Source organism: Clostridium kluyveri DSM 555, from assembly GCF_000016505.1.
Lineage (GTDB): Bacteria > Bacillota > Clostridia > Clostridiales > Clostridiaceae > Clostridium_B > Clostridium_B kluyveri.
In genome coordinates this window covers 1,307,068-1,324,951 of sequence record NC_009706.1, presented here as the reverse complement: position 1 = coordinate 1,324,951, position 17,884 = coordinate 1,307,068, and the positions used below count along the sequence as shown (strand labels likewise).

At 33.2% G+C, this 17,884-nt stretch carries 18 protein-coding genes and 1 other annotated feature; of the genes, 5 read left to right on the top strand and 13 right to left on the bottom strand.

The window, feature by feature from the left end; genetic code table 11:
- Positions 1–43 precede the first annotated feature (43 nt).
- From CKL_RS06335 to glyA, 4 genes are all read right to left on the bottom strand, one after another.
- Entirely contained in the window at positions 44–751 is a 708-nt protein-coding gene (locus CKL_RS06335) for a lantibiotic protection ABC transporter ATP-binding protein (RefSeq protein ID WP_012101674.1), read from the bottom strand.
- 128 nt (positions 752–879) lie between these two features.
- Complete coding sequence (locus tag CKL_RS06330) at positions 880–4,653, bottom strand: phosphoribosylformylglycinamidine synthase (RefSeq protein ID WP_012101673.1); 3,774 nt, start codon at positions 4,651–4,653, stop codon at positions 880–882.
- Positions 4,654–4,767: 114 nt separating this feature from the next.
- Positions 4,768–5,013: a hypothetical protein gene (locus CKL_RS06325; protein WP_012101672.1), complete on the bottom strand. Its 246-nt coding sequence runs from the start codon at positions 5,011–5,013 to the stop codon at positions 4,768–4,770.
- Between the two features lie 155 nt (positions 5,014–5,168).
- Complete coding sequence (glyA, locus tag CKL_RS06320; RefSeq protein WP_012101671.1) at positions 5,169–6,404, bottom strand: serine hydroxymethyltransferase; 1,236 nt, start codon at positions 6,402–6,404, stop codon at positions 5,169–5,171.
- A 162-nt stretch (positions 6,405–6,566) separates the two neighbouring features.
- Here glyA and CKL_RS06315 point away from each other — a divergent pair, with 162 nt between their 5' ends.
- Together CKL_RS06315 and CKL_RS06310 are read left to right on the top strand one after the other, a co-directional pair.
- Positions 6,567–7,337, top strand: a complete 771-nt coding sequence (locus CKL_RS06315; RefSeq protein ID WP_012101670.1) for a threonine/serine exporter family protein — start codon at positions 6,567–6,569, stop codon at positions 7,335–7,337.
- On the top strand, positions 7,334–7,786 hold the full coding sequence (locus CKL_RS06310; RefSeq protein WP_012101669.1) for a threonine/serine exporter family protein: 453 nt from the start codon (positions 7,334–7,336) through the stop codon (positions 7,784–7,786). Before CKL_RS06315 ends, CKL_RS06310 begins: the two co-directional genes overlap by 4 nt.
- 20 nt (positions 7,787–7,806) lie before the next feature.
- Here CKL_RS06310 and CKL_RS06305 read toward each other — a convergent pair whose 3' ends face one another.
- From CKL_RS06305 to CKL_RS06265, 9 genes are all read right to left on the bottom strand, one after another.
- Positions 7,807–8,067, bottom strand: coding sequence for a metal-sensitive transcriptional regulator (locus tag CKL_RS06305; RefSeq protein ID WP_041700782.1), 261 nt, complete (start codon positions 8,065–8,067; stop codon positions 7,807–7,809).
- A gap of 96 nt (positions 8,068–8,163) precedes the next feature.
- Complete coding sequence (gene trpA, locus CKL_RS06300; RefSeq protein WP_012101667.1) at positions 8,164–8,955, bottom strand: tryptophan synthase subunit alpha; 792 nt, start codon at positions 8,953–8,955, stop codon at positions 8,164–8,166.
- A gap of 18 nt (positions 8,956–8,973) precedes the next feature.
- Positions 8,974–10,164, bottom strand: coding sequence for a tryptophan synthase subunit beta (gene trpB / locus CKL_RS06295; RefSeq protein WP_012101666.1), 1,191 nt, complete (start codon positions 10,162–10,164; stop codon positions 8,974–8,976).
- Positions 10,161–10,760, bottom strand: coding sequence for a phosphoribosylanthranilate isomerase (locus tag CKL_RS06290; protein WP_012101665.1), 600 nt, complete (start codon positions 10,758–10,760; stop codon positions 10,161–10,163). Before CKL_RS06290 ends, trpB begins: the two co-directional genes overlap by 4 nt.
- 31 nt (positions 10,761–10,791) lie before the next feature.
- Positions 10,792–11,580: an indole-3-glycerol phosphate synthase TrpC gene (gene trpC, locus CKL_RS06285; protein WP_012101664.1), complete on the bottom strand. Its 789-nt coding sequence runs from the start codon at positions 11,578–11,580 to the stop codon at positions 10,792–10,794.
- A gap of 15 nt (positions 11,581–11,595) precedes the next feature.
- Positions 11,596–12,603: an anthranilate phosphoribosyltransferase gene (gene trpD / locus CKL_RS06280; protein ID WP_012101663.1), complete on the bottom strand. Its 1,008-nt coding sequence runs from the start codon at positions 12,601–12,603 to the stop codon at positions 11,596–11,598.
- Entirely contained in the window at positions 12,593–13,177 is a 585-nt protein-coding gene (locus tag CKL_RS06275; protein ID WP_012101662.1) for an anthranilate synthase component II, read from the bottom strand. Before CKL_RS06275 ends, trpD begins: the two co-directional genes overlap by 11 nt.
- On the bottom strand, positions 13,178–14,608 hold the full coding sequence (gene trpE, locus CKL_RS06270) for an anthranilate synthase component I (RefSeq protein ID WP_012101661.1): 1,431 nt from the start codon (positions 14,606–14,608) through the stop codon (positions 13,178–13,180). It lies immediately after the preceding gene.
- A 46-nt stretch (positions 14,609–14,654) separates the two neighbouring features.
- Positions 14,655–14,975 (bottom strand) — a binding site (T-box leader).
- 56 nt (positions 14,976–15,031) lie between these two features.
- The gene (locus CKL_RS06265; protein ID WP_012101659.1) at positions 15,032–15,856 is read right to left on the bottom strand and encodes a Cof-type HAD-IIB family hydrolase; all 825 of its coding nucleotides are present in this window, start codon (positions 15,854–15,856) and stop codon (positions 15,032–15,034) included.
- 110 nt (positions 15,857–15,966) lie between these two features.
- Here CKL_RS06265 and CKL_RS06260 point away from each other — a divergent pair, with 110 nt between their 5' ends.
- The 3 genes from CKL_RS06260 to CKL_RS06250 all read left to right on the top strand — a co-directional run bounded on the left by CKL_RS06260 (position 15,967) and on the right by CKL_RS06250 (position 17,829).
- Positions 15,967–16,434 carry a DUF4883 family protein gene (locus tag CKL_RS06260; protein ID WP_012101658.1) on the top strand — a complete coding sequence of 156 codons (468 nt, stop codon included), beginning with the start codon at positions 15,967–15,969 and terminating at the stop codon, positions 16,432–16,434.
- 77 nt (positions 16,435–16,511) lie between these two features.
- On the top strand, positions 16,512–17,186 hold the full coding sequence (locus CKL_RS06255) for a DUF4397 domain-containing protein (protein WP_242652539.1): 675 nt from the start codon (positions 16,512–16,514) through the stop codon (positions 17,184–17,186).
- Positions 17,187–17,310: 124 nt separating this feature from the next.
- Positions 17,311–17,829: a Gx transporter family protein gene (locus CKL_RS06250; RefSeq protein WP_012101656.1), complete on the top strand. Its 519-nt coding sequence runs from the start codon at positions 17,311–17,313 to the stop codon at positions 17,827–17,829.
- Positions 17,830–17,884 lie beyond the last annotated feature (55 nt).

Here is a 17,884-nt window from a genome sequence, read left to right as displayed (position 1 = left end):
GTGTTTTATTTTCAAATACTCTGATTTAAAATAAGCTCCCATGCTATTCCCCCTCCCTTCTGTATTTTCCTGCAACCTCTATAAACAACTTTTCAAGATCTTCTCCCTTTTTCATATCCCCCTGATACCCTAAAATTCCACCTGAGATAATCCCAATTTGGCAAGCTACCTGTTCAACTTCACTCAATATATGACTTGATAGTATTACGGAAATACCCTCCTTTGGAAAAGATCGAATTAATTCACGAAGTTCTTGTATACCAAAAGGATCCAGTCCATTAGTGGGCTCATCTAAAATCAAAAGCTTTGGATTATTTAAAAGTGCAATTGCAATTCCAAGCCTTTGCTTCATTCCCATAGAAAATTGATGCGCTCTTTTATTGCCTGTATTCTTTAAATCCACTATTTCAAGCACTTCATCAATTCTTTTATCAGGTAATCCTAAAACTATTGTACGCACCTTTAAATTTTCCCTTGCAGTAAGATTTCCATAAAGTGATGCTCCTTCAATTAAAGCTCCCATATTTTTTAAATCATTTCTACTCCATTTATGACCTTCAAACAGAATTTTTCCACTACTTGCTCTCAGCATTCCAGTTATCATCTTTAATGTTGTGGACTTTCCCGCTCCATTTGGTCCAAGCAATCCATAAATAGAATTGCGCCTGACTTTGAGCGATACATTATTTACCGCCATTTGTCCTTTAAAATTTTTACAAAGCTCTTTAGTCTCTAAAATTAAATCATTCATTATTAATCCATCCTCCTGTTCGATTAAATAATAATCTATAATTATAAGGATTCTATAAGGAATAATAAAAAAGATGAAGCTTTTTACACTTCATCTCTATATAACCTACACTTAACATAAGGAATAATTTAAATTTTAAAATAGTTTACTCCTGCTTCAAATAATTTCTGATCCTTTTCCCCTGGAATATTTTTAAATACATTTTCTCCTATTCTTTCTGAATGTCCCATTTTACCAAGTATTCTCCCATCTGGACTTGTTATACCCTCTATTGCAAAGTAGGAACCATTTGGATTAAATTTAACATCACAGCTGGCATTACCATTTAGATCCACATATTGTGTTGCTATCTGACCTTTAATTTTGAGCTTGTCAATAACATCATCTGCCGCCACAAATCTTCCCTCTCCATGGGAAACTGCTATGGAATGAATATCTCCTGCCTTTGCATTGTTAAACCATGGAGATAAATTGGAAATAACTTTTGTGTTTACTATGGTAGACACGTGTCTTCCTATTTTATTATAGGTAAGGGTAGGACAAGACTCATCTATATCTCTTATTTCCCCAAAAGGTACAAGTCCTAATTTTATAAGGGCTTGAAAGCCATTGCATATTCCAAGCATAAGTCCATCTCTCTTATTTAAAAACTCCATTACGGCTTCTTTTATCTTAGAATTTCTAAAGAAGGTAGCAATAAATTTACCTGAACCCTCCGGTTCATCTCCCGCGCTAAATCCTCCTGGAAGCATAATAATCTGGGAAGAATTTATTCCTCTTACAACTGCATCTACAGATTCCTCTATCTGCGTGCCTGTCAAATTTTTAATTATAACAGTTTCTACTTGAGCCCCTGCTTTTTTAAAAGCTTTTTCCGTATCATATTCACAATTAGTTCCAGGAAATACAGGTATAATTACCTTTGGAACTGCCGCCTTTATTGCCGGAGAAATTTTATTATTTCTTTCAAAATACTCTACTTCTATTTTCTTATTTTCTCCTGAAACGTAAGTAGGAAAAACATTTTCAAGACTTTCTTCCCAAGAACTTACCATATCCAAAATAGATATCTTTTCTTTATTTATTTCTATAGATTGCTCTTTTTGGGTAAATCCAATGAGTTTAAATCCTGTGTTTTTAAGCCTTTCATCGATATCTATTTTTGAATCTATTTCTAGTATGATAGAGCCATAATCTGGAGAAAATAATTCTTTGGCACTTATATCATCTTTAAACTTCATTCCAATCCTATTTCCAAAACTCATTTTGCTTACGGCTTCACATATTCCTCCTCTTTTAACAGTGTGGGCGGACAACACTTGACCTTCTTTAATCATATTATTTATGATGCCATAATTTTTTTTAAGTTTTTTAATATCTGGAAGAGAAAATTCATCCCTTAATGCAGGTATAACCACTACATAATTTTCATAGTCTTTAAACTCAGGTGATATAATATCGTCAGCTCTTGCTGTACTAACTGCAAAGGAAACCAAAGTAGGTGGAACATCCATGTCCTTAAAACTTCCTGACATACTGTCTTTTCCACCTATAGCTGCTATGCCAAATTGCTCTTGGGCATAAAGGGCTCCAAGCAAGGCAGAAAAAGGCTTACCCCACCTTTCTGGCTCTTTGCCGAGTTTCTCAAAATACTCCTGAAAAGTAAGTTTTATATTATTTACATCTCCTCCTGAAGCTGCAATTTTAGCTGCTGATTCCACCACTGCATAAACTGCTCCATGAAAAGGGCTCCACTTGGCAATATCTGGATTGTATCCACAACTCATTATTGTGGCAGTATTGGTATCTCCATTTAATACAGGTAATTTTGCTGCCATAGCTTCTGTAGGGGTATCCTGATATTTTCCTCCAAAAGGCATAAGTACAGTAGAAGCACCTATGCTGCTGTCAAATCTCTCCACCAGTCCTTTTTGACTACACATATTTAAATCTTTTAAAGTTTCAATCCACAGTTCTTTTATGCTATTATTTTCATACTTTTTATCTGAAATACTTCTCTCAAAATAGCTTTTATCCTCAGGAGACTTTACTCTAACATCCACTGATGCCCTTACTCCATTGGTATCTAAAAATTCTCTGCTTAAATCTACAATGGCATCCCCTCTCCAGAACATCTTAAGCCTGTTATCCCCTGTAACATCAGCTACTTTAGTTGCCTCTAAATTCTCCTGCCTTGCATATTCTATAAATCTATCCTGATTTTCTCTTGATACAACCACTGCCATACGTTCTTGAGATTCTGAAATAGCAAGTTCAGTTCCGTCTAAACCTTCATATTTTTTAGGTACCAAATCCAAATTTATTTCAAGTCCTTCTGTAAGTTCTCCTATAGCTACAGATACTCCTCCTGCACCAAAATCATTACACCTTTTAATAAGTTTGCTTACCTCTGGCTTTCTAAATAACCTTTGAATTTTTCTTTCAGTAACTGGATTACCCTTTTGCACTTCCGCTCCAGATGTAAGTATGGAGGATTCCGTGTGTTTTTTAGAAGAACCTGTAGCTCCACCACAGCCATCTCTTCCTGTTCTTCCTCCTAAAAGTATTACTACATCAGAAATTACAGGTTTCTCTCTCTTTACATTTTCAAAAGGAGCTGCAGCTATAACTGCACCTATCTCCATTCTCTTTGCCACATATCCTTCATCATATATTTCAGAAACCATACCTGTTGCAAGACCTATCTGATTTCCATAAGAACTATACCCTTCCGCTGCCCCTAGGGTTATTTTTTTCTGTGGGAGTTTTCCTTTCAATGTATTCTCCACCTTGGTTCTTGGATCTCCACTTCCTGTAACTCTCATAGCCTGATATACATAGGATCTCCCAGAGAGTGGATCACGTATTGCCCCTCCAAGACAGGTTGCAGCTCCTCCAAAAGGCTCAATCTCCGTTGGGTGATTATGGGTTTCATTTTTAAACATTACAAGCCATTTTTCATTTTTCCCATTTATATCTGCATCCACAACTATACTGCATGCATTTATCTCATCTGATTCATCTAAATCTTTTAGTTTTCCATCTTTTCTCAATTTCTTTACAGCAATGGTACCTATGTCCATAAGACATTCAGGTTTTTTATTTTCAGTATATATTCTATTTCTCAATTCTAAATAGTCTTCATAAGCGTTTTTTATAGGAGTTGAGAATTTTCCATCTTCAATGGATACATCAGTTAATTCAGTCATAAAAGTAGTATGTCTGCAGTGATCGGACCAATATGTATCTATTACTTTTATTTCCGTTATAGTAGGATCTCTCCTCTCTTTTTCTTTAAAATACCTCTGGCAGAAGATTAAATCTTCTATACTCATAGCAAGACCTTTAGCCTCTATAAATTCCTCAAGTTCTTCTTTATCTTTTTCTATAAATCCATCTAATATTTCCACAGACTCTGGTATAACTAATTCGCTTTTCAAGCTATCTAATTTTTCCAAAGAAGCTTCCCTGGAATCCACAGGATTTATACAATAATTTTTTATCTTTACAAATTCCTCCTCTGATATATCCCCATAAAGAATATATACCTTTGAAGATGCAATCTGTGTCTTTTCACTTTGAGTTAATATTCGAATACATTGAGATGCAGAATCCGCTCTCTGATCATACTGACCAGGAAGATACTCTACAGCAAAAACCTTCGTATTTTCTTCCATGTCTATTTCTTCTTCATATATGTTATCTACAGTTTTTTCCGAAAATATTATATATTTGGATTTTTCATATTCCCTATCATCTATATTTTCTATATCATAACGATTTACTACTTTTACATTTTCTAAATGATAAATACCAAGACTTTCTCTAATATCTTTGAGAAGTCCCTGAGCTTCTATGTCAAATCCTTTTTTCTTCTCTACGAACAGTCTTTTAACACTCATTGTACTTTCTCCTTGTTTTATTATTTTTTCGAACGTTTATTATACTTTTATCAAAATTATTCGCATATATTATATCATATATATATTTTTTTGTGAACAATATACAGTACGGTCTTATCTTTTTTCTCTAATAAAAAGTATTCCTTGTATATTTTTACTATTTGCGGCTAAAGAAGCATAAAAAAAGTTATTTTCAGAAACTATGCCTCCAGCTATGTGTCCTGTGGTAGTGAGTATTTCTGTATATTCTCCTACCTTACAGCTCCTTAAGCAATTTCCTCTTAAAAATACATTAACCGTGTTTTTATTTTCGTTATGGTGTACTATTTTTACTTCAATAAAAGTTCCTTTTTTTATCATACAGCTCAACCCCATTATATTTATTTTAATAAATTGTATTCATAAATATTCTAGAATATTATTAGCTTTGTAAAAATAAATACACCTTAAACTTTAATTTAATTTCAAAAAAGTACTGCCTGCACTAAAACAGACAGTTGCAATTTAAAAATAACTTATTCATAAAGAGGAAAAGCCTCACATAATTCTATTACTTCCCTTTTAATAGCTGACAGGTCCCCTTCTCTATTTTCCACTGCTTTATTGATAAAATAAGCTACTTTTTTCATTTCCTCTTCTTTAAATCCTCTGGTAGTCACAGCTGGAGTTCCCACTCTAATTCCACTTGTAACATTTGGTTTTAACTTGTCAAAAGGAATGGCATTTTTATTTACAGTTATGTTTACCTTATCTAAAAGTTCTTCCAAATCCTTTCCCGTAATATTTTTATTAGTAAGATCTACTAATAAAAGGTGGTTATCAGTGCCTCCGCTTACAAGTCTGAATCCGTACTTAACCAACTCTTCTCCAAAAACTTTGGCATTTTTTATTATCTGATCTATATACTCCTTATATTCATCCTTTAATGCTTCTCCAAAACAAACTGCCTTGGCAGCTATAATATGCATTAAAGGTCCTCCTTGTATTCCTGGAAATATGGTCTTGTCAAGGGCAGCCCCATATTTTTCCTTGCATATTATTGCCCCTCCTCTAGGTCCCCTCAATGTTTTATGGGTAGTAGTTGTAACAAAGTCTGCATAAGGTACTGGAGATTCGTGTCTTCCTGCAGCAATAATTCCTGCAATATGGGCCATATCTACCATCATGTAGGCTCCCACTTCATCACATATTTCCCTTATCTTTTTAAAATCTATTTTTCTCGGATAGGCACTGGCACCAGAAACTATCATCTTAGGCTTGTGCTTAAGTGCCAATTCTCTCATTTCATCATAATCAATTATCTCCGTATCACTATTTAATCCATAGGAAACAAAATTATATAATTTACCTGAAAAACTTACCTTGCTTCCATGAGTTAGATGACCTCCATGATTTAAACTCATTCCAAGAACCGTATCTCCCGGTTTTAGAACAGACATATAAACAGCCATGTTTGCCTGGGAACCTGAATGAGGCTGTACATTTACATGCTCTGCATTAAAAAGTTTTTTCATCCTGTCTCTTGCCAAATCTTCTGCCTTATCTACTATGTAACATCCTCCATAATATCTTTTGCCTGGATACCCTTCTGCATATTTATTGGTTAAAAAGGACCCCATGGCTTCCATCACACTTTTACTTGTAAAATTTTCAGAAGCAATGAGTTCTATACCATTTTTTTGTCTTTCCCATTCTTCCTCAATTATTCCATAGATATCTTTATCAGTATTTTTTAACTCATTAAAATCCATGTGCTATTCACTCCTTTGAAAATATAAGTTTTGTAATCCTTCAGTTTCATTACCATATTACTTTATAACTTCAATTTACACAAGTATACTTTGTGAATAATAAACACAAATTTTATGATATAATAATCTCATCATTTATTCCATGCAAGGAGAATATCATCTATGAACGTTGATAAAATAGTACATGTGGCAGCCCATGCCGGAAAAATAATGCTGGAAAGCGGAGCTGAAATATACAGGGTTGAAGAAACCATAACCAGAATAGGAAACAATTATAGTATATTCAGCATAGATGCTTTTGTAACCTTAAATGTAATTATAGTATCCGCCTCTGATGAATGCGGCCAAACCATATCAGTAATAAAAAGAGTACGCCATAGAACATTGGACTTAGAAAAAATATCCGGGGTAAATAACCTGTCAAGAAATATAAAAAAAAATAATTATTCTCTATATAGAGTAGAGATCAAGCTAAATAAAATTGAATCCTCTAGTCCCTATAATCTTAAAATGACCCTAGTATTTTCAGGCTTAGCCACAACGTTTTTTTGTTTTGCTTTTGGAGGGAACATAAAAGACTCTATAGTAGCATTTTTTATAGGACTTTTAATAAATTTAACTTCTAGAAGTCTTAATTTTCTTAGGGCAAATGAGTTTTTCATAAACACATTATGCGGCTCTATAGCTGCTTTAATAGCACTTATAAGCATTAAATACAACATAGGTTCTAATAGAGATACCATAATAATAAGTTCCATTATGCTTCTGGTACCAGGGCTTTCCATAACAAACGCCATAAGAGATACCATTGCAGGGGATTTGATCTCTGGCATTTCCAGGGGAATAGAGGCCTTTCTGGTAGCTGTAGCTATTGCCATAGGCACAGGAGTCGTATTAAAATTATGGCTTATTATAGGAGGAACAGCTTTATGATAATAAATTCTATATATATCTTCATTGCTACCTTGTCTTTCAGTATACTTGGAAATGTAAGGGGTAAAAATTTAATATTCTCATCCTTAGGTGGAGGATTTACCTGGTTTTTTTATCTTCTTTCTTCACACTATGTGAATTCTTCCAGCCTGCTGTGTTTTTTTACAGCTTCAGTATTTGCCTCCACCTATTCAGAAATAATGGCAAGAGTGATAAAAACTCCTGCCACAACTTTTATAATATATTCAATTATTCCACTAGTGCCAGGATGGGGAATGTATAATACCATGCTCTATTCTATACAGGGTCATATAAATGAATCATTGTCTACAGGCCTTAACACACTGGAGATTGCCGGAACTATAGCTGTAGGTATATTTTTAGTATCCTCCATATTCAAGGCCGCTGCACTTTTTAGAAAAAAACTTTTTAAAATCGATCAACTTTAATCACTCTGCTTTTATATTGTTTACTTTAGGAACATAGTAAAAGTTTCTAAAAAGGCCTCTATATTATCATTTTTAGCTCTATTATTTTCATCTTCCACCAGGCAGGTTCTGGCATAATTTTTAAGTACCAGACCTCCTACCTTGTTTACTGCTGCTCTCACCGCTGCAATTTGTATTAAAATATCCCTGCAGCATATATCACTTTCAATCATCTTCTCAATGCCTTTTATCTGTCCTTCTATTCTTCTTAACCTAGTCTGAATCTGTTTTCTTTCTTCCAAAAATATCACTCCCAAATCTAATACATACAATGACCCTAATTCAAAACTTTAGAGTTAGTATATATTATAACCTATAAGTGATATAAAAAAAATCTTCTACTCCAAGCTCTTTTTCACCTCTGAAATAAAATTCCCTACTTTATCTAATATTTCTTTTTCCCCTTTACATTTATATATGATGTCAATTATGGCACTCCCTATTATTATTCCATCGCAATAAGGTTTAAATTCTCTTGCCATACTGGATCCTGAAATTCCAAAGCCCAAAGCTTTAGGAAGTTCCGTATAGCTCCCTACAAGTTCCATATATTCTTTAATATCAGTTTTGATTTTCTCTCCCACTCCAGTTACCCCATTTTTAGATACGCAATATACAAAGCCGGATCCCCCAGCCGCTATTTCCTGAATTCTTCTTTTTGAGGTAGGTGCCACAAGAGGTATTAAGTGAACTTCATATTTTACAGTTATGTCCATTATGTCTCCCCTTTCTTCTATGGGAAGATCTGGGATTATAATTCCATTTATTCCTACAGCAGAAGCTTCCGCTATAAATCTTTCCAAACCATATTTAAATATAGAACTGTAGTATACCATATATACAAGAGGAATTTCACTTTTTCCCCTTATCTTTCTTACAGTTTCCATAATGTTTCTAATTTTGGCTCCCCCCTTTATTGCTCTTTGAGAAGAACCCTGTATAATAGGCCCATCTGCCAGTGGATCGGAGTAGGGTATTCCAATTTCCACTATATCCGCTCCTTTTTTATCCATTTCAAGCACAATATTAACTGTAGTATCCAGACTAGGATCTCCTGCTGTTATAAAAGGTATAAGTGCTTTTTTACCTTGATCTTTTAACTCTTTAAATTTAAAATCAATTCTGTTCATGTATATATCCTCCCCATATTATCCAAATATATTAAGTTCTGAAATAGTATCTACGTCCTTGTCTCCCCGTCCTGAGATATTTACTACAACTATTTCTTCTTTTGAAAGTTCAGGTGCCAATTTCATGGTATAAGCCAGTGCATGAGAACTTTCAAGAGCTGGTATTATACCTTCACACCTGCTTAAATATCCAAAGGCATCCAGTGCTTCCTGGTCTGTAACATAAGTGTACTCCGCCCTTTTTGTATCTTTTAAATAGGCATGTTCAGGTCCTACTCCGGGATAATCAAGTCCTGCAGATACAGAATAAACAGGAAGTATCTGTCCTTCATCATCTTGAATGAGATAAGTCATCATGCCATGGAGTACTCCAACAGAGCCTTTAGCCATAGAAGCTGCATGTTTATCTGTGTCTACCCCAAGTCCTGCTGCTTCAACTCCTATAAGTTTTACACTCTTATCTTCTACAAAGGGGTAAAAAATGCCCATGGAGTTACTTCCCCCTCCCACACATGCTATTATATAATTGGGAAGTTTTCCTTCTTTTTTTAAAATCTGCTCTTTTGTTTCATCTCCTATTATTCTTTGAAAATCCCTTACCATAGTTGGATAAGGATGAGGCCCCACTACAGAACCCATTACATAAAAGGTATCTTCAATATTTTCTACCCATTTTCTAAGAGCTTCATTTACCGCATCTTTTAAAGTTTTAGTGCCTGACTCTACAGAAACCACTTTTGCCCCTAATATCTTCATTCTAAGCACATTTAAAGATTGCCGCCTGCAGTCCTCTTCTCCCATATATATGACACATTCCATTTGAAACATAGCAGCCCCTGTAGCCACTGCCACTCCATGCTGTCCTGCACCGGTTTCCGCTATTACCTTTTTCTTTCCCATTCTCTTTGCAAGAAGTATCTGTCCCAATACGTTATTTATCTTATGTGCACCGGTATGATTTAAATCTTCCCTTTTTAAATATATCTTTGCACCACCTAAATTTTTAGTAAGGTTTTCCGCATAATAAAGTGGTGTAGGTCTTCCTGAATACTCTTGTAAATAGTACATGTATTCATCAATAAATTTACTATCCTCTTTTGCTTTGTTAAAACTTTCTTCAAGTTCCATAAGTGCAGTCATAACTGTTTCCGGTACATATTGTCCTCCAAACCTTCCAAATCTTCCTGAATTTTCATATGATTTATTCACTTAATATTCCTCACTTTCTCAATAAACATTTTTATTTTACTGGAATCCTTATATCCCTGGCTTTCCACGCCGCTGGACACATCCACTATATCTGGATTAACTATATAAGCTGCAGTTTCAACATTTTCTTCATTGATGCCTCCTGCCAGTATCAGGTCCTTCTTAATTTTAATATGTCTTGCAATATCCCAGTCAAAACATTTCCCGCTTCCAGCTGTCTTGTTATCTAAAACTATTCCATCTGCATATTTATAGTTTAAATTCAAAATATCTTCCCTACATCTCACTTTTAAAGCTTTCCAAATAGTAAATTCATTAAAATGCCTCATATATTCTTCATCTTCTAAGCCATGAAATTGAATTACATCCAGTGCTAAAATTTTTGATGTGTTGTATACATATTCTAAAGCTTCATCTACAAAAACTCCCACACTTTTAATACTACTATCTAAATTTGCTATAAGCATTTTAGCCTGCTCCAAATTTACCTGTCTCTTACTCTTTGAAAATACAAATCCTACATAATCCGGCTTATATCTATTCACACATTTAATATCCTCGTCTCTTTTAAGGCCGCATATTTTCACTTTAATCAATGTGCACTCATCTCCAATTATCTATTCAAAGTTATCCACTTTTTACACTATCTATGAATTTTTTGATACTCTCTATATCATAAATTTTTTTCATAAGTCCTTCTCCAATTAATACTCCATTTATAGGAAGACTTTTTATATATTTAAAATCCATACTTGTTTTTATCCCGCTTTCTGAAATTACAGCAGTATTCTCTGGCATATAATTAATTAAATTTTCTGTATTTTTTAAATCCACAGTAAAATTTTCAAGATTCCTATTGTTTATTCCAATTATCTCCGGTTCTATTTTAAGGGCAATATCTAGTTCACTTTTATTATGGACCTCTACAATACATTGAAGTCCTATGGAAGAAGCTATCTTATAAAACTTGTCTAAGTTTTCTTTTAAAATTCTTACTATTAGAAGTACAGCATCTGCCCCTAAAAGCTTTGATTCATAAACTTGATATTCATCTACAATAAAATCTTTTCTCAGCACAGGTTTTGAAATAAACTCTTTAGCCTTCTTTAAATATTCATCTTTTCCCTTGAAATAATGCTGCTCAGTAAGCACAGATACAGCATCTATATCCAGCGTTTCATATGTGCTGCATATATCTTCAAATTCAAATTTACGGTCTATTATACCTTTAGAGGGAGATGCCCTTTTTATCTCCCCTATAATAGATATATCATCATTTATCAGGGCACCTTTGAAATTTCTAATTTTAAATTCATCTATTCTGCTAAGTTCATCTACAATATCTTTTAGAGGTTTACTTTCCTTTCTAATCTCCAGTTCCTTCTTCTTTACACCTACTATATCATCTAATATCATCCCACAACACCTGCCTCAATTGTTGTAATTTAAAATTTCCTCATACTTGGCATAAGCCTTTCCAGAGTCTATAAGTTCATTGGCTCTTAGAATCCCTTCTTTTAAATCCTCCGCCTTTTTTCCTATATAAATTGCAGCTGCACTATTTAACACCACTATATCCCTTTCAGGGCCGGTTTTGCCCTTTAATATATCCATTATTATAGCCGCATTTTCCCTGGCAGTACCCCCTGCAATATTTTTATAAAAAGTAGTTTTTATACCAAAATCTCCAGGAGACAAAGTGTATTTTCTTATTTCTCCATCTTTTACTTCACATACATAAGTTACCGTAGTAGTTGTAATTTCATCTAATCCATCTCCGCCATGAACTACCATAGCCCTTTCACATCCTAAATTTAAAAGTGTTTTAGCTGCTGGTTCTAAAAGTTTTCTGTCATATACTCCCATAACCTGTCCTTTCACAAACGCAGGATTGGTAAGAGGTCCTAATATATTAAATATAGTTCTAACTCCTAAGTCTCTTCTAATACCTGCCACATTTTTCATAGCACTGTGATAGCTTGGTGCAAATAAAAACCCCATTCCCACATTATCAATACAGTGTTCAACTTTGGATTTTTCTAAATTTATATTAATTCCAAGCTCCTTTAACACATCTGCACTTCCACTTTGACTAGAAACTGCTCTATTTCCATGCTTAGCCACTTTTACTCCTGCAGAAGCTGCTATAATAGCCGCTGCAGTAGATATATTAAAAGTCCTTCCCCCATCTCCTCCAGTGCCACAGGTATCAATGGCATATTGGGATTTTAATTTTACAGGCACTGCCATATTTCTCATAGCCTTTGCACATCCGGTTATCTCTGGGATAGATTCTCCCTTCATTTTTAGTGCTATTAAAAAGCCAGCTATCAGGGCAGAAGACTCCTGTCCATTCATTATATTTTCCATAACTTGTTCAGATTGACTTTCAGATAAATCCTTACCTGATAAAACTTCTTTTATAGCTTCATTTAACATGACATACCTCCTGCAGGAAATTTTTTATTATACCGCGGCCGCACTCTGTCAATATGGATTCAGGATGAAATTGAAGTCCATACACCGGGTAAACACTGTGCTTTATACCCATTAAAACACCATCATCACTTTCTGCAATTTTAAAAATATGGGTAGGAATTATGGATTCTTCATCTACTATTAAAGAATGATATCTCATGGCCCTAATAGGACTTTTAATTCCTTTAAATAATTCATTTTCTACATGCTCCACCATAGATGTTTTACCGTGTCGTATTTCTTTTGCCCTGACTACATCTCCGCCGTAGGCCACAGCTATGGCTTGATGTCCAAGACATATTCCTAAAATAGGTATATCTTTTCCGTACTTTTTTATTACCTCAATACATATACCTGAATCTTCTGGCACTCCCGGGCCTGGAGATATAACTATGCCCTGCAGGTTTTCAAATTTCTCTATATCCTCTGCCGAAATTTCATCATTTCTAACTACTACTATATCCTCATGCAATTCTCCTATATATTGATAAAGATTATAGGTAAAAGAATCATAATTATCTATCATCAATATCAACTACACCACCTCCATTAATGCCTTTGCCTTATTTAAAGATTCCTCATACTCTGATTCAGGATCAGAATCATATACTATGCCTCCGCCAGCCTGCATATATGCATAACCTTCTTTTATAACTACTGTCCTTATGGCAATACAGGTATCCATGTTTTTGTTATAAGAAAAATATCCCACCGCCCCTGCGTAGAGAAGTCTTTTTCTATCTTCAATTTCATCTATTATTTCCATGGCCCTTATTTTAGGGGCCCCTGACACCGTACCTGCAGGAAGACAGGAAATAAAAGCATCAAAACTTGATATTCCACTTTTTAACTTTCCTGAAACCTCAGATACCAAATGCATAATATGGGAATACTTCTGTACTTCCATAAATTTTGTGACTTCAACAGTTCCAAATTCACTTACTTTTCCTATGTCATTTCTTCCAAGGTCCACCAGCATAACATGCTCTGCCCTTTCTTTTTCATCATTTATAAGTTCATTCTTTAATTTTTCATCTTCTTCTCTGCTTGTTCCTCTTTTTCTTGTGCCTGCAATGGGGTTAGTGCTGACCCTGTCTCCATACACACTCACAAGCCTTTCTGGAGATGAGCCTACTATCTGAAAATCCTTAAAATCCATGTAAAAAAGATAGGAGGATGGATTTTCATATCTCAGCTTTCTATAAATATCAAAGGCCTTAATCTCAGTGCTGCATTTTAACCTTTGAGAAATAACCACCTGAAATATATCTCCGCTTTTTATATATTCTTTGGCCTTTTCTACATTTCTACAAAATTCATCTTTAGTATAATTAGAAGTAATTTCTGCTTTTTTTGAACTATTAGAAATATTATGAACCTTTATTTTTTCAGTAATCTGCCCGTATAATCTTTCAAAATAACTATTGATTTCTCCATAACTTATATCATCTTCTGGAAACACATTGTATATTAAAATCAGTCTATGCTTTAAGTGATCGTAGCATATTAAATTTTTGTAGAACATAAAGTAACTTTCGGGAATATTTAAGTCATCTTCATTATCATCTTTTATATTTTCATACTGTTTTATTACGTCATATCCCGCATATCCAATAGCCCCTCCAATAAAAGGTATATCCACTGAATTTGTGTTGTAATTTATATCCATATACTTCTGTATAAAGTCCATTATTTTACCATGAAATTTAAATTTAGAATTTTTATACTCTACAAATATATCATTTTTAAAGCTTTTTATTTCCATATAGGGATTACATGTTATAAAAGAATATCTTCCCTTTTGTTCATTGAATTCTACACTTTCCATTATTATTTTATTTTCACCTTTTAGATTATAAAATATATTTATAGGTGTTATTTCATCTCCATTTAATTTACATATTACAGGAAATGCATCTTTATTATTTTTTAATAGATTAAATTCACTTTCATTTAAATTTAACATACTTTTTCACCTCCAAAGTTAATAAAAAAATACACTTCAATCCCTTAAAAGGGACGAAGTGTATTTTCCGCGGTACCACCCATATTAATCTTATATTAGATGGTACAGTCAAAAATAAAAAGCATTTCTCCCTTTTAGGAAGAAATGCCCAATTTCTTAGCCACCCAAATAAAACTCTCTCTTTCAGGTACGGAGAAATATTCTCGATACCCTGTCTTTTTAACGGTAGACTACCGGATACTGCTACTATTAATTCACATCACACCTTACAGATCCATTCGGCATTAACATTAGCATCTGAATCCCACCATCTCAGACTCTCTTAGCCTAAATTATAATACTTACTACTCCTGCTCATAGGATTTAACTTTTAAAATTGTTATTTAACATTATAAAACTAAATTTTATAGTTGTCAATATATTTTACAATATAAATTTTTTAATAACTTCTCCTACAGCACCACTGTTATTATCTGTTTCTGTAATATAATCTGCAGATTTTTTTAAAATTTCCCGTGAATTAAATACAGCTACCCCAAGACCGGCAGTTTTAATCATACTCTTATCATTCTCATCATTCCCCACAGCTATGCACTGCTCCATAGGTATATCATAATAATGTGCCAAAAATTCCAGAGCACTGCCTTTTGAAACACCTCTGCTAACTATTTCAATATTATACAAATCTGACTTTGTAGTTGTTATACCCGGAACCTTAGCTATTTTATTTCTCAATCTCTCCAGATATTCTACATCCTCGTCTATAACTACTATTTTAGTTATATTACATCTGCAGTGTTTTATGAATGTTTTTGAATTCTTTACAATTGTAATTTTCATCTTGAATTTTTCACTGAGACTATTATTAATATCATAAAATTTTTTAGTGGTATACCTAAATTGCTCGCTATAAAGTCCAAAATCGTCATAAAAATGATAATAGGTATCTTTCTCCTCTCTTAATATATCTATAACTTTTAGTAAGCTGTATTTATTCAAGGGAACTGATTTAATAACATTTTTATTTTCTCCTATTATTACTCCTCCATTACAGCATATTACAGGTTCATCTGGAAATATTATTTCAGAATAAAACTTTAATGCCATAGGAGGTCTTCCCGAACAAATGACAAATTTTACTCCTAACTTTACAGCTTTATATATCATATCTTTATTATACTCTGGTATCAGTCTCTCATCGTCCAGAAGGGTTCCATCCATATCTACTGCAATAATTTTATAATTCATTATGTAAAACCTCCTACTTTTATTACTAATATATTATTAAATTTAAGGTATAACCTTTAAAATAAAAACATAGATTTTACTATAATACTCTATGTCAGGTGTGATATAAATTGAAAAAATTTTTATTAATTTTAATACCGGTTATATTTCTTGCAGGACTTAGTTATAAATTAAACAATGAGGTATTTAATCCCCAAAAACCAAACAATTTTTATTACACAAACTTGCTTGCTAAAAATTTAACTTTATCCTCTCCATTAAAATGTACCATGGAAGAAAATAATTTTCACGATGAAATAAATTTAGATAAAGATAATATTGTAGATATAAAAAATATGCTGTCTTCCCTTAAAAAAAAGAATTTTATTAGCAAGCCTAAAAATCTTCCAGAAAAATCTGCCTATAGGATTACATTCACCTTTGATAAAGAAAAATTATTAATAGACATATATAATGAAAAGTATGTGTGTATCTATCCCTGGGACGGAAAATATTCTATGGACTACATAGATATAAGTGACATTCCGGTCTCTTTAAATTTGTATTATTTAGGTAAATATCTTTTTAAACAGTATTAATATAATTCTCTTTTGTAAATCTCATATAATTGTATCACAGATATAATTATCTACATATATTATTATTGTATAAATTTATGAAAGGTGAATTACTAATGTTCATTTGTCCTTATTGTGCTCGGAATTTTTACAGAGCTCCTAAATTTAGAGCTGTATCCCACATAAGATTTTTAAATGCCAGTCCAAATTCTCCTGCAATAGATGTATATTTAAACGATAGACTTATGTTTAGAAATTTACTGTATAAATACTTTTCAGATTATGTAACTATACCTTCTGGAACATATCATATAAAAGTATTTCCTTCTGGAAATACTGTAAATCCACTTATAGATAAGAGTCTATTCATACCTCCAGAAAAAATATTTACTCTGGCTGCCATAAATGAGTATCCAAATATGGACCTTTTATCTATAGAAGATGTCCGCCATCCTAAAATTCCAGATAAAGCATTTATAAGATTTGGTCATCTTTCCCCTGAAGCACCTACCCTAAATGTGGTTCTTCCTAATGGGAATACACTTTTTTCAAATGTATCTTACAAACAGATAACTCCATATATACCTGTAGATCCTGGAACCTATACCATAGAAGCTAGGTCTTCTAGTTCCGATGAAAGAATTCTATATGTACCTAATATAAGATTACGTGGAGATAGATTTTATACCATATATGCTGTAGGAAACTTATCTAAACCACCTGAACTTCAAGTATTAATTCCTCTGGACGGCAACAGTTATATCGGTTCTTAGTTGATTTACATTTTTACAAGGGTGAATTTTACAATAAACATTGTAAATAGATTTCTATTATAGTAAAATCATAACTAGATCATTTGTGACAATTTTCTATAATAAAAATACTTAGGGTGTAAAAATGAATAAAACAAAAAAATTAGTTTTCTTAAGCTTTCTAGTAGGCATGGCTCTAGTCATATATATAATAGAAGCACAGATTCCAGTTTTATTTCCTGGAATCAAACTAGGATTGTCTAATACAGTATCGCTGGCCACCTTAATACTTTTAGGCTGGAGGGAAGCATTACTGGTAATGCTTTTAAGAACTCTTTTAGGTTCAATGTTTAACGGTACAATGACCGCATTTATGTTCAGCATAGCTGGTGGAATTTTAAGCAATTTAGTTATGATTATATTATATAAATATCTTAAAAATTCCATGAGTCTTTGGACTATAAGCATATGCGGCGCCATATTTCATAATATAGGTCAGTTATTAATAGCATCTATTATAATTCAGGACTTCAAAATATATATATACCTGCCTGTGCTTTTAATATCTGCCATAATAACAGGATATTTTATAGGTTGGTGTACAAAATTCCTAATGGACAATTTAAGTAAAATTCCCATATTTAAAAGTTTCCTGGATTCCTGATCAATCAAGTAATTCAGAGGTTCAGTTGGAATTAAACATGCCGCAGTTTTTTCTG